Below are 12,678 nucleotides of genomic sequence, written 5' to 3'. Positions count from 1 at the left end.
TATTGATGGTCATTATTTTGGAAAGTTATATGATTTTCAATTCACCTAAAAAACTACCTATAAAGATAATTTGGATGATTGAGGAGAAAATTGAAATGATGAGAATTAGTCACCCTGAGCGCAAAGGACAAAAATAAGTTGAATATGGCAAAAAGGTTTTATGAAAGATTCTTGAAGACTATTTTTGAATATGTTTTATATGCAGCGTATGGGAAGGAAATACTAACTATTGCAAATCATCAGGTTTGCTGGAACTTTGTTTGCTGGAAATATTTTTTGAGTTGAAGGCAAATCGTATGTAAATAAAGGAGAGTATTATGTCGGTAAAAATCACACCCAATGGAGAGCAATTGGTTCGTGAACAAATAACGAATTTGAAACAAGAATTAAAGCAAGTGCGTATGGATAAAAATTCTGCTTATCATGCTTGCGGGGATGATAAGTTCGCAAATCCTAATTTTCATAAATTAGAACAAGATGAACGAATGTTAGACGAACGCATTCGGGAAATGCAAGATGCGTATAAGACAGCTGAATTGATTAAGTTTGATGAGCGTAATACGGAAATAGTCGATATTGGGTCGATTGTGAAATGTTCGTTTGAGTATACAGATTTTACAGAAGAAGAAATATATGAAATTGTCGGATACGGTGAATCGAATATAGTGGAAAACAAGATTTTCTATGATACACCAGTTGCAAAGAAGTTGATTGGTTTAAAAATTGGCGAGGAAACAATTATGTCCGTTCCTTCTGGAAAAGTGAAATGCAGGGTTTTAAAGATGTATAGGACATGGGAAGATGTAGAGATTCTTTGAATAAGTAAGTTGATTTTTTTAAGAAGGTAACCTAATTGTGTTTGTTTTTATTTGGCTCTTTTCTCAAACTTTGTTGCTATCGGAGCCTAAATGGAACATGATAGCTAGGTTGTCATTGAAAAGTAGCTTTCGTTTTATGAGAAAAGAGCTTGCAAACTATTTTTAATCGCACCAAATAGCTTTTCCTGCGTTAAAATAGGCTTTAGGATTTTAACAACACTCTTTACGAAAACAGCCTTTTATTTTAAAAAGATGCAGGAATTTTCCCTCTGTTGAGCGAATTATTTAAACTAAAAGGAGGGAAAAAGCGATGGAATCTATAGAGAATGAACTGCTTGATTTGGAAAAGGGAACCATTTACACAACTAGAGATCTTGCCACCCTCATGAACAATCGCAAAGATGCACTTGTATTAAGTGAAGACACTGCTTCCTTTCATGAAGGTGATATTTCATCCCGCTATTTAGTAAAGAATAAAATCGAAACATTCATTCATCGAAATGATGGAGGATCGTATGCTATCCCAGACTCAAAACAATTAATTTACATCGTAAAAAAGTGTAATTAACTGAGTTGCTATCCTTTTAAAGAATTAATTCTTTTATCTTATATTAATTGATTGAAATAATAGTTTGACGGGCTCTCTTTCCAATTGGAGGAGAGCCTGGTTTCGTTTCGCGAACGGTACTAAGTTCCGTAAGCGTTCGAGTCATTTTATTTTGGTAAATGGTGAAGGTTGCAGGCAAGCTCATAATATAGGCGATTAAGGTCCTTCAGCCCAATATTATCGGCGCTTCCGATTCCGATAAGGTCAAAATGGTCCCAGCCTGAATGAACAGGAAAGTGGTTCCAAACTCCTTTTTGCACGTTTCCATCATATCGCTTATAAGGATGCCCAAACGGATATTGAGCTGAGATGACACTGACAACTCCATCATTTGGCCACCATCTTTCATCAATGTTCGGTTCGGGGCTAGTTCGCTTATAGGACCCGATATAGAGACTGGAGCTTCTCATTAATGGGTTCATCGAAAGTCTTGGGATAGAACGTCCCGTCAATCGATCCTGGTAAGTGGCTTTTCCCGTGTAAGAAAAATAATAAACATCCCGGTGGGTTTTGACCCACTGATTGATTTTCGCTGCACCCCAAGTCGTCAGGTCATGAAGGCTGATATCCTCACTTTCCCAAATCGAACTATCTCTAACTCGTTCTGCATAGGTTAGAAACGATTCTCTTGGATGACGCTTAAGCCCCCAATGATCAAGCTTATAATCGTAGGTGAGTGCTTCCATCTTCGCTCCGGATACACTAGCCCCTTGAAGGACCATTTCTTGAAGTAGTGGAGCAAGCCGCTGTTCATCTGCGAATGTTGAGCCATTATGAGGCGTACCAAGTGTTGTCACACTATGAACCCAGTTTTTCCCGCCTTGGAATAAGGGAGAAAAGACATCTTCGGGATGCTCGCGGTAGTGTTTTCTTTCTTCCTCCGCTCCATTTTTAAGAAGCTCTACAAGGGTTCTTGCTGTTTGACCTCCCATGCTGTGACCAACCAAATGAATCTTATGATTACGATCCCATTGACTATAAATCCCTGGGTAGGTTCGTCCATAACGGTTGTGACCATATTTCTTAGCATGTGCGGCCCCGTAGTCGACTTTTCCACCTTTAATGTAATAATAAAGCTCAACAGCGCGGTCATAATTGCTTGATACGGGGCCGACAGTGGCGGTATAGGTGCGGTGGCCCGTTTCATTTAAGTCCTCTTCGATGTCTTTCAAGCCACCCCAATATTTAATTCCTCCCATTTCATCTCGTCCCCAGCCAGTCAACCCATGAACGAGCACGAGAGGATAGTCATTTCCGATTGTTTTCCCTTTAGAAGCAAGAGGCAAAGTCCATAAACTAGATAAAGATAAAGCGTTTGCAAAGCAAGAAGAGACTACCAAGCGAAAACCCCCTTATTTTCATCAGAAAAACCCAAGCTTTCTATTCGCCATTTGCGGTTTAAATACCTGCCAATGAATACTAAGTGAGGTGAATTTGCCCATTAAATGAATGTACTAAATACCGTTCTTAGGTTATAATCGGCGTTAGGATTTTAACAACAAGATCGACAAGGACAATCTCGTTGCATGAGTAGGTGTTTTGCTTCATCTAGGAAGCAGAAGAACCGTCCCTTTGAATAGTTTTGCGTGAAAAGGCAAAGGATGAAAAAAAACGTTTGTAAATGTGAAGGTAAGTAGTGGAAAGGTGGATTGGTCATGACTTATGTTTTACTCCTATTAGGATTTGTGCTTTTAATTAAAGGGGCGGATTATTTTGTTGAGGGCGCTTCAAAACTAGCGCAGCTGATGAGAGTTTCCCCGTTGTTGATTGGGTTAACGATTGTCGCTTTTGGAACGAGCGCACCGGAAGCTACAGTCAGTATTATAGCTGCACTTGAAGGAAGCAGTGAAGTGGCCATCGGGAATGTAGTCGGAAGCAATATTTTTAATATTACGTTTATTCTGGGCGTTACAGCCATTGTGTTCCCACTTACCGTTCATAGCGACACTGTAAGGAAAGAAATTCCGTTTGCCTTATTGGCTTCTCTAGCGTTATTGCTACTTATTAGTGATATGCAACTTCAACAAGCAGAGCTCAATTTAATTACACGAACAGAAGGTCTCGTTTTACTGTTATTCTTTGCTGTTTTCCTCTATTATGTTTTTGAAATGGCAAGGAATAATCGAAGCCAGATGGACGAGGTTCCACCTGGCACAGAAAACGTTTCTTTAGGGAAAAATCTCGTATTCACCATCGGGGGTCTAGCTGCGGTTGTTTTTGGCGGTGACCTTGTCGTTGATAACAGCACACAGATTGCTCTCTCACTTGGCATGAGTGAAACGCTAGTTGGATTGACGATTGTCGCTGTCGGTACATCGCTACCGGAATTAGTGACCTCTATAACAGCAGCCCTTAAGAAGCAGAGTGAGATTGCTTTGGGGAATATTGTCGGTAGTAATATTTTTAATATCTTTTTCGTACTTGGCGCTTCTGCAACCATCTACCCTTTATCGGTAGACTCTAAAATCTTTCTAGACATGTGGCTGATGGTCATTCTGACATGTTTGTTGTTGATCTTTTCAAGAAGCCAGTACAAAATTTCCAAGCTTGAAGGAGCGATATTGGCCACCATTTATATTGTTTACCTTGTTTATATTATCTTCCGTAACTAAACCTGTTTAGCTGATTATTTTAGGCAGTCTAATTAACCTTTTAATTAGACTGCTTTTTTATGAATCAATCGGTTAGATTACTTGGTACTACTGGATCTAAACATGGAAGCATCTTGATTCGATGATACTTACTTTGACATTTATCTTGATCAGTATGGACAAATTTTAAAAACATCTACAAACAAGCTGGAAGGTTAAAAGGATGATTGGAGATGTATAGTTCAATTAGCGCATTTGCAGGGAGCAGTGATGAAGGATGAATACACTATATTTTGCATTGAAAAAAGCAGGTTTGATGTTTAAGGGGCGTACTGAACAAGGAGAAGTTGATTTCATTCTGCTTGAATCTCAAGAGAATGGAACAACAAATTCAGTGGATGTGAATACATTTGAAGTGCTCTTCGGAGATGTACTGGGGAATCCAAGCTATGAAGCCTTGTCGGGGTCTCATACTTTCAAATTCGAAGATATAGAATATACAATGTCAGCGGGAGAAATGGGTTATCAAAAGTATTTCGACTTATGGAAAGAGCAAGGATTGCTTACCTAGGAAAGATCATTTACCTTTAAGTAAAATATGTACCGAACAGCGCCTAATGTCACTGTTCGCTAAACTTATTCATTTCTGTAAGTGATTATCGGTCAAGTGACCTAAGCCTTTTCATTGCTATCATTTTCCGGTGTAACAGAAGTATTGCTTTCATTTGTCGCGCCATCTTCATGTTGTTCGTCTGCATGTGGTGGTTGAACAGGATGGGCGTCATCAATGATGGTGATCGGTCTCATCATGTCATGGTCTTCATGTTCAAGGAAATGGCAATGCCAAATATAATTGCCTTTATGTTCCTTCCAATGCATGATAATCTTTGTCACCATGCCTATATCAGCCTTCACAGTATCCTTCCAGCCTCGCTCATAATCTCTCGGCTCCACAGGGTCTCCTGTAAATTCCAGGATCCCTTCATTTTGAAAGCGTTCTACATTAAATGGTCGCCGTTCAAGGATTTTAAACTGAATTAAATGCACGTGGATTGGATGAGGAAGATTCGTTGCATTAATAAAATTCCAAACTTCAATACTATCAAGAGAAGGTTTTTCAGTCGCAGGGTCGTGGTACATACGTTCATTTAAAAGAAGCATGGGTCTTCCGTATGAATCAGTGCTAGCTGTTAACGGCAGATTCCGAATCGTATGGGCATGACCTTCGTGTACGTCCATTGATGGAGCGAGTTCGGTTGGAATCTGGCTTGTATCCTCTCCGCATAAAGGCTGATTTACCTTAAACTGCATGATGACATTGGTGTGCTCGTCTTGGAAATCTGTATCGGAGTTAATTAAGGTAATTTTCTGCCCCATTAAACCTGAAAAATCAATAATCACATCTGTTCTTTCTGCGGGCAATAGCTCAACAGAATGAATTTCATTAGGACTAGCAAGAAAACCTCCATCTGTTCCAATTTGAAGCATCGGTTGTCCATTGGATAGACCTAAAACATAGCCTCTTCGGTTAGAAGCGTTGAGAATCCGGAATCGATACTTTCTTGGCTCCACGCTCAAATACGGCCATACTTTCCCATTTACACAAATGGTATTTCCGGCAAAAAATGGCGTTATCGAGGGTTGGACTGGGACCGGGAATGGAGGAGAATCCGGATAAAAAAGGGAGCCATCTTCATTAAAGGATTTATCTTGTATCATTAATGGGATTTCGTATTTGCCTTTGGGCAATTCTAGCCTTTCTTCGAGAGAATCTCTTAACAAGTAAAAACCTGCGAGTCCAGAATAGACGTTTAGTCTTGTAATTCCCATCGTATGATCGTGGTACCATAAGGTAGTTCCTGGTTGATGATTGGTGTATTCGTGTACTTTTCTTTTGAATTTAGGTCCTGTAAAAGCATAGTCTTGGGTATACCAAGCCTCTGGATGGCCGTCGCTTTCCCAATCTACGTTTGCCCCGTGTAGATGAACCACAGACCGCACCTCAGGGGAGTCGCTGGCACTGTGTAGCGTATAATCGATAGGGAGGAAGTGCTTTTTGGGCAAATGATTTATATATTTCACATAAGTGGTTTTATCTTTTTGTGCTTCAATGGTCGGCCCAGGTACCATTCCGTCGTAGCCCCAAACCTTGGTTTTTGGAAAATGCCGATGAAACCTATGCTCTGCCTCCCTCATCTCGAGTTCATAATAAGAGTCCTCTGAATAAGCCGACTTAGACTTCGATTTAAACTTTCCTTTTGACTTCCTTTTCCATTTAGGCTCTGCCACAGAGGGCTTTTTCAGTTCGTCAACAAATTTTGGAATCGTATTTGGATCCGATGGATTGACAAACATGTCCATAAAAATCACACCTTTCTAAAATTTTGTACATATTTTATGGTATTCCAATTATTACCATTGGCAACGGACAAGTGTGGAATTTGATTTTGGCGAGTTCCTCTAAGTAAATTAGCCTAGTGAACCAATAAGCAATTCTTATTAACGAAGGATTGTGTTTCTAATACAAGTACGGGGCGGGGGCCGTTATTTTTTCTTGTTTAGAAGCATTAGAACCGTCCCTTTGCTTACTGACAAAAAAATGATAAAATTTTAATAATTGAATATTTTAGAAAAACATTAAAATCTGTGGCCGTAAGGAGAACCTTCATGAGTGAACAACTGAAAGAAAAGACGATTCAAGAAGTTTTATCATTGATCCCAAATGATTCTGATTTGATTATTCCGATTGGAAACGGAGAACCTGATTTGATTTTGTCTCTCATCGATGAAAACCCACAACAATTTGCCTCATTACGCATTCATCAAATGCTAGAGCTAAGAGACAGAAGGTACATGCATGGTTCCTACCCGCATATCGGCTATCAATCTTATTTTATGGGGAGCTTTGCGCGAAAAGCTTTTTTGAATGGAACGTGTGAGTTAATTCCTAATCACTTTCATACAATGCCTAGATTGCTAGAAAAGACAACGAAGCAACCGATTCTTGTCTGTCAGGCGTCGCCTATGAATGGTGATGGGTATTTTTCACTTGGCACGCAAGCAGACTATGCATCTTATTTCATTGGGAAAATTCCTGTTATTCTACAAGTCAATGAACATATGCCAAGGACATACGGAGATAATCTCGTTCACGTTTCACAAATTTTAGGTTATGTTCGGCATAATCATCCTTTAGTTGAACTGAAAAACGCCGAGATTACTGATACCGATAAAAAAATTGCCGAGTTTATTGCTGAGCGAATCGATAATGGTTCAACCCTTCAAGTCGGCATCGGCGGAATCCCAAATGCGGTTGTTAGTCTTTTGAAGGGGCATAAAGATTTAGGGATTCATACAGAAATGTTAACGGACGGAGTTAAGGACCTTTATCAAGCAGGGGTGATTACGGGAGCGAAGAAGAACACGCATGTGGGCAAAATGGTCGCGACCTTTGCGCTAGGATCACAGGAGCTATATGATTTTATGAATGAGAATAAAGAGCTCGAAATGCTTTCGGTTGATTATGTAAATGATCCCCGGACGATTGCCAAAGAAGACAAGATGGTTTCGATTAACGCGACAACCGAAGTTGATTTCTATGGACAATGTGCTTCAGAAACGGCGGCCGGACGCTATTATAGCTCAACAGGTGGACAAGTAGACTTTGGTACAGGCGTCCAGTTTTCGAAAAATGGCAAAGGCTTTATTTGCATGCATTCCACCGCAAAGAATGGGAGCGTTTCAAGAATCAAACCGATTTTAACCCCAGGTTCTGTTGTGACCACTTCCAAGAATGATGTCGATTATATTGTCACCGAGTATGGCATCACCCAACTCAAGGGCCAAAGTCTGTCACAACGAACACAGTCTTTAATCAGCCTCGCTCATCCGAAGTTTCGGGAAGAACTATTATTTGACGTGAAAAAAATGGGATTGTTAATTTAACGCTTTTTTAACTGAAAAGGCGAACAGTGCAAGCCACTGTTCGCCATAGGTTTACTTCCCCCTAAAAAATCCACAACCCGACGATGGTTGAAACAATCAACCCAATCATGACCGGTAAAAAGCTCTTCCGAACCAGGTCCATGACCGGAACTTTTGCAAACCCAGCTACCGCTACGAGGGATGACCAGGCAATTAGAGTTCCGCCACCTACCCAGATTGAGCCCATTTGCCCAATTGCGGATAAGGTTGCTGCGTCAACGCCAACACTACCACCTAATGCTCCGGATAACGAACCAACCAGCGGCAGACCAGAAAATCCGGACCCATCTAAACCGGTAATGATCCCAATTAAAAGAATCCCGAAACCAGAGATAAACGCGCTTTCTGGGATGAATTGCTGACCAGAAAGGACTAAGTCAAACAAAAAGGACGGAGCTTCTTCTGCCTCAGTACCGAGTATTTTCCCTGACAATTCTCCGCTACCGATAAAGAAAAAGCCGGCAATCGGAATTACTGGACCCATCGCTTTGAAGGCGAATAAAAATCCCTTTACAATATTGTCACTAACCGTGGTTAAGGATGAACGTAGATTTCTGAACATCGAAGCGGCAATCAATAGCAACGCGGAAGCTCCACCAATTAACGCGGCTCCAGTTCCACCTTCAACCGAAGGAATAATATCGGAGAATTTTGCTAGAATCATATAGACGATGATGATCAAAAAGGTTGACGGTACAAGGATGGAAAAGAGTAAGCTGTATTTACTTTTCTGATGTTCAGCGTTGTCATTTGCTTCAATCTGCTCAGGGGTTTGATCGAGCTTTTCCCAAGCGGTTAAGTGATTCTCAGAAGGTGAAGAAATGCTCTTTCTTATCGTCAAATAGGCGATGACGATGGCAATCACACCGGTAACAATAGAAAGCACAAACGCCCGATCGGCTACAGTACCAACATCCACACCAGCTGCGGTCGCAGTTAATGTAGGAGCGATTTGGATGACATAGTCAGAAGAGAGTGCCATCCCTTGACCAGCGAGAGAAATCGCGATGGCGGCACCAACAGGTGGAAGCCCCGCGCGAATCGCCACCGGAATCAGCAAAGCCCCGACTAATGGAATCGCAGGTGTTGGCCAGAAGAATAAGGAAATCGCGTATGTGACGAAAATCAACGTCCAAAACGAGATATGGCCATTTTTCATCACCCGCTGAAACGGTTGAATCATCTGCTTATCCGTCCCCAGTGATTTCAAGGAGTGTAATAGAGCGGTCATAATCGTGATAATCAAAAAGATATTAAATAACTCACCAGCCGCTACTAAACTTGCATTAAAAATCGTTTGCAAACCAACCGTCAACGAACCAGTGAAGATCCATCCGACTAAAAAAGTAACAATGATGGAGGGCACCACTACATTTTGCCGTAGCAGCATCGTTAAAATAATGATGCACGTTCCAATTAGATACATCCAATGTGCTGCTGTTAATTCCATTTATATAAAGCCCCCTTATGAAAACTTAATAACAATCGTAAGACAGCTTATGCTTTCATATGGGCAGAGGTGCAGGGACAGGTTCATTGTCCCAGTTGTTTGTTCTAAGTTAACAGAGGTGAAAAGGCGATATCAGCCCCTTTACAACCTTGTCCTTTTTGAAGGGTGTGACATTTGTCACACTTTGTACATGATACCTGCTACTAACATGTTCGATTCCCTTCCTATATAATTTGAGATAACGAAGGAACAGGAAGGGAATTAAAAAAATGACCTTACAGAAAACGAATACGTTAAGAAAACAAGTTGCTGCATATGAAACATCAACGACAAAAGAAAGTGTATGGCAGATCATCAACACCGTAGGACCATATATTGTTTTATGGTACCTAGCGTATATAAGTCTATCCGTTTCTTACTGGTTAGCTTTAGTTCCGATTGTGATTGCGGCAGGTTTTTTTGTGAGGGTATTCATTATCTTTCATGACTGTACGCATCATTCTTTTTTTAAGAACCGACGTACAAATCGAGTGGTCGGAACCGCCATGGGAGTTTTAACTTTGTTCCCTTTTGATCGCTGGGGAAATGAGCATGCCATTCATCATGCTACAAGTGGAAACTTGGACAAACGCGGGACAGGGGATATTTGGACTCTGACTGTAGACGAATATTTACAAGCACCATTACGTATACGTTTAGCCTACCGTTTTTATCGGAACCCATTAGTGATGTTCGGATTAGGGCCGATTTTTGAATTCGTTCTAAAAAATCGATTGAACCGTAAAGGGGCTAAAAAGAAAGAACGGATGAATACGTATTTAACAAATGTTTTAATCCTTGCTTTGAATGGATTACTTGCATGGTTAGTTGGATGGCAGGCATTTCTTCTCGTTCAAGGTTCGATTTTCTTCTTAGCAGGTTCCGTTGGTATTTGGTTGTTTTATGTCCAACACACTTTTGAAGATACTTATTTTGTAGAAAACCAAGAATGGGAATATGTCAAAGCAGCTGTGGAAGGCAGTTCCTTTTATAAGCTTCCAAAATTCATTCAATTCTTAACAGGAAATATTGGGTTCCACCATGTTCATCATTTAAGCCCAAGGGTTCCGAATTATAAATTAGAAGAGGCACACAATAATACGCCTCCATTGCAAACCGTTCCATCAATTACTCTTGCGACAAGTTTGAAATCCCTTCGTTTCCGTCTATGGGACGAGAAAAGCAAAAATTTCTTGAGTTTTAAAGAGGTGAAAGCTTTAGCTAAAAATAGAGCTTCAGCTGAATTAAAACCTGAACTGTAATAACAAACGATACGCTTGCTCCCCTGATATGGGGAGTTTCCAATAAAGGAGAGAACTTTATGATTCGAATTGTCATTGCTGAGGATCAGGAGATGCTATTAGGGGTAATTGGTTCTCTTCTTAATTTAGAAGAAGATATGGAAGTGGTCGGCCAGGCTACGAATGGGGAAGGGGCTATTGCTCTTGTACACCAATTAAAGCCTGATGTTTGTATCATGGATATAGAAATGCCGATAATGAGCGGACTTGAAGCAGCAGATGCTTTAAAATCGACAGGAGGATGTAAGGTTATCCTTTTGACGACCTTTGCTAGGACGGGTAATTTTGCCCAGATATTACAATCAGACGTACGAGGTTATTTATTGAAAGATGACCCAAGCAAAGAGTTAATCTACACGATTCGCAGGATTATGAACGGGGAGCGAGTTTACTCTCCTGAATTAAGTGAAGATGGTTTGAATGATAACGAACGAGGTGTAGATGGCCAGTTAAGTGACGGGCAGTTCACAAATAAAGATTCTAATTACCCCGGGAAAACTAGAACGGTCAGGAGTTATTTTTCAACCATCATCAATAAAATGAAGTTACCAACCGGATAGAAACGGTTGAAACAAATTGAAAGCATTACAAAAGACTTTCTTTTGGAGAGACAATATGAAAAAAATAAACATTACTTAATTGCCCCTTTTCTTTTGGTGAAAAGGGGCTTTTTGTTTTTAATCCTAAAAATTAATAATGAAGGCATTCTACGGCCAAATCGGTTTTATGTATAAGATCATCTGAATAGGAAGGTGTAGGGATAGTAAGTGGATTTTCGTGGTTACTAGTCTGAAAAAGGTCTTAAACACTGTATAATGGTGAAAGGGATATATTTGTAGCTGTTAGTTCTACATACAGTAAAAATCAGCATTTAGGGGGAAAAAAGAAGTGAACCATGTTGTAGTCTACCGTGAAATACAACAAAAGCACTTAGATTTATTAAGTGAGCATTGTCACGTCTCGTACTATCCAGAGATCCATGATGAGAACCAAAATGAATTTTTTAACGATTTAAAAACAGCTGATGCTTTATTGGGTGCAGCGATGAAAATCACCTCTGAAATGTTAGACCAAGCCCCAAATTTACGTGTCGTTAGTAACTTTTCTGCTGGTTATGACAACCTCGATTTAGACCAACTAACGAGTAGAGGAATCATCGTGACGAATGCTCCGGATGCCTTAACAGATACTGTTGCTGATCTATACTTCGCTTCCTTATTAGCAACGGCACGAAAGGTTGCTGAGCTAGACTCGTTCATTCGAAACGGGAAGTGGAGCAATTCTATCGGGGAAGAACAATTTGGAATCGATGTGCATCATCGTAAAATTGGGATCATTGGACTCGGTCGCATAGGTCGTGCGATTGCCAAAAGAGCAGCTCTCGGTTTTGACATGAGTGTGTACTATACAAAGCGAAGTCGCGACTTAGAAGCAGAAGAAAAATACGGAGCCAAACATTGCGAGGATTTGAGTGGATTGCTGAAGGTATCTGATTTTATCTGTATAACCGTCCCTTTAACAGCTGAAACAAGACACATGATTAGTCATCATGAGTTTAAATTAATGAAATCTACGGCGATTATCGTCAATGGTTCACGCGGACCTGTTATTGATGAACCAGCATTAGTTCAAGCATTACAAACGGGTGAAATTCTTGGGGCCGGTCTAGATGTTTTTGCGAACGAACCACTAGAAGCGAGCAGTCCGCTGTTAACAATGAAGAACGTCGTATTAACACCACATATTGGTTCCGCTACCCTAGCCACTCGCTCCTTAATGGTTGAACATGGGATTGAAAATATGCTCATAGCTTTAAAAGGAGAAAAGCCACCGAATATTTTAAACCAAGAAGTCTTAAATAGAAAATAACAAAAGGGACAAGGTCTGA

The 12,678-nt window shown here is 40.4% G+C and carries 11 protein-coding genes; 8 read left to right on the top strand and 3 right to left on the bottom strand.

The window, feature by feature from the left end:
- The first annotated feature begins 317 nt into the window (after positions 1 to 317).
- Positions 318 to 818, top strand: a complete 501-nt coding sequence (locus BMX30_RS12960) for a GreA/GreB family elongation factor (RefSeq protein ID WP_090746185.1) — start codon at positions 318 to 320, stop codon at positions 816 to 818.
- A 310-nt stretch (positions 819 to 1,128) separates the two neighbouring features.
- Positions 1,129 to 1,386, top strand: a complete 258-nt coding sequence (locus tag BMX30_RS12955) for a hypothetical protein (protein WP_090746182.1) — start codon at positions 1,129 to 1,131, stop codon at positions 1,384 to 1,386.
- Between the two features lie 146 nt (positions 1,387 to 1,532).
- Here BMX30_RS12955 and BMX30_RS12950 read toward each other — a convergent pair whose 3' ends face one another.
- Positions 1,533 to 2,765, bottom strand: coding sequence for an esterase/lipase family protein (locus BMX30_RS12950; protein ID WP_170843880.1), 1,233 nt, complete (start codon positions 2,763 to 2,765; stop codon positions 1,533 to 1,535).
- Positions 2,766 to 3,080: 315 nt separating this feature from the next.
- Here BMX30_RS12950 and BMX30_RS12945 point away from each other — a divergent pair, with 315 nt between their 5' ends.
- Both BMX30_RS12945 and BMX30_RS12940 read left to right on the top strand, forming a co-directional pair.
- A complete protein-coding gene (locus tag BMX30_RS12945) occupies positions 3,081 to 4,037 on the top strand; it encodes a calcium/sodium antiporter (RefSeq protein WP_090746178.1) in 957 nt (318 codons plus the stop codon).
- A 256-nt stretch (positions 4,038 to 4,293) separates the two neighbouring features.
- Complete coding sequence (locus BMX30_RS12940; protein WP_090746175.1) at positions 4,294 to 4,587, top strand: hypothetical protein; 294 nt, start codon at positions 4,294 to 4,296, stop codon at positions 4,585 to 4,587.
- Between the two features lie 101 nt (positions 4,588 to 4,688).
- Here the strand turns inward: BMX30_RS12940 and BMX30_RS12935 are convergent, their stop codons facing one another.
- The gene (locus tag BMX30_RS12935; protein ID WP_090746172.1) at positions 4,689 to 6,377 is read right to left on the bottom strand and encodes a multicopper oxidase family protein; all 1,689 of its coding nucleotides are present in this window, start codon (positions 6,375 to 6,377) and stop codon (positions 4,689 to 4,691) included.
- Between the two features lie 306 nt (positions 6,378 to 6,683).
- On the opposite strand from BMX30_RS12935, the gene BMX30_RS12930 reads away from it, so the two are divergent.
- The gene (locus BMX30_RS12930; protein ID WP_090746169.1) at positions 6,684 to 7,961 is read left to right on the top strand and encodes an acetyl-CoA hydrolase/transferase family protein; all 1,278 of its coding nucleotides are present in this window, start codon (positions 6,684 to 6,686) and stop codon (positions 7,959 to 7,961) included.
- A gap of 61 nt (positions 7,962 to 8,022) precedes the next feature.
- Here BMX30_RS12930 and BMX30_RS12925 read toward each other — a convergent pair whose 3' ends face one another.
- On the bottom strand, positions 8,023 to 9,450 hold the full coding sequence (locus tag BMX30_RS12925) for a hypothetical protein (RefSeq protein WP_090746164.1): 1,428 nt from the start codon (positions 9,448 to 9,450) through the stop codon (positions 8,023 to 8,025).
- A 269-nt stretch (positions 9,451 to 9,719) separates the two neighbouring features.
- Between BMX30_RS12925 and desA the strand changes: the two genes are divergently transcribed.
- The 3 genes from desA (at position 9,720) to BMX30_RS12910 (ending at position 12,659) form a co-directional block, all read left to right on the top strand.
- Complete coding sequence (desA, locus tag BMX30_RS12920) at positions 9,720 to 10,751, top strand: Delta(5) desaturase DesA (protein ID WP_090746161.1); 1,032 nt, start codon at positions 9,720 to 9,722, stop codon at positions 10,749 to 10,751.
- A 59-nt stretch (positions 10,752 to 10,810) separates the two neighbouring features.
- On the top strand, positions 10,811 to 11,350 hold the full coding sequence (locus BMX30_RS12915) for a response regulator (protein WP_090746158.1): 540 nt from the start codon (positions 10,811 to 10,813) through the stop codon (positions 11,348 to 11,350).
- Between the two features lie 328 nt (positions 11,351 to 11,678).
- Positions 11,679 to 12,659: a 2-hydroxyacid dehydrogenase gene (locus BMX30_RS12910; protein ID WP_090746155.1), complete on the top strand. Its 981-nt coding sequence runs from the start codon at positions 11,679 to 11,681 to the stop codon at positions 12,657 to 12,659.
- Positions 12,660 to 12,678: the final 19 nt, after the last annotated feature.

It is taken from the genome of Mesobacillus persicus (genome assembly GCF_900109925.1).
Lineage (GTDB): Bacteria > Bacillota > Bacilli > Bacillales > Cytobacillaceae > Mesobacillus_B > Mesobacillus_B persicus.
Note: the sequence above shows the minus strand (reverse complement) of the source record. Positions and strands in the feature narration are given on the sequence as shown.

Excerpts from the sequence above, each read along its gene's own strand:
- BMX30_RS12960 (WP_090746185.1), top strand. The coding sequence starts at position 318 with ATGTCGGTAAAAATCACACCCAATGGAGAGCAATTGGTTCGTGAACAA.
- BMX30_RS12955 (WP_090746182.1), top strand. The coding sequence starts at position 1,129 with ATGGAATCTATAGAGAATGAACTGCTTGATTTGGAAAAGGGAACCATT.
- BMX30_RS12945 (WP_090746178.1), top strand. The coding sequence starts at position 3,081 with ATGACTTATGTTTTACTCCTATTAGGATTTGTGCTTTTAATTAAAGGG.
- BMX30_RS12940 (WP_090746175.1), top strand. The coding sequence starts at position 4,294 with ATGAATACACTATATTTTGCATTGAAAAAAGCAGGTTTGATGTTTAAG.
- BMX30_RS12935 (WP_090746172.1), bottom strand. The coding sequence starts at position 6,377 with ATGGACATGTTTGTCAATCCATCGGATCCAAATACGATTCCAAAATTT.
- BMX30_RS12930 (WP_090746169.1), top strand. The coding sequence starts at position 6,684 with ATGAGTGAACAACTGAAAGAAAAGACGATTCAAGAAGTTTTATCATTG.
- BMX30_RS12925 (WP_090746164.1), bottom strand. The coding sequence starts at position 9,450 with ATGGAATTAACAGCAGCACATTGGATGTATCTAATTGGAACGTGCATC.
- desA (WP_090746161.1), top strand. The coding sequence starts at position 9,720 with ATGACCTTACAGAAAACGAATACGTTAAGAAAACAAGTTGCTGCATAT.
- BMX30_RS12915 (WP_090746158.1), top strand. The coding sequence starts at position 10,811 with ATGATTCGAATTGTCATTGCTGAGGATCAGGAGATGCTATTAGGGGTA.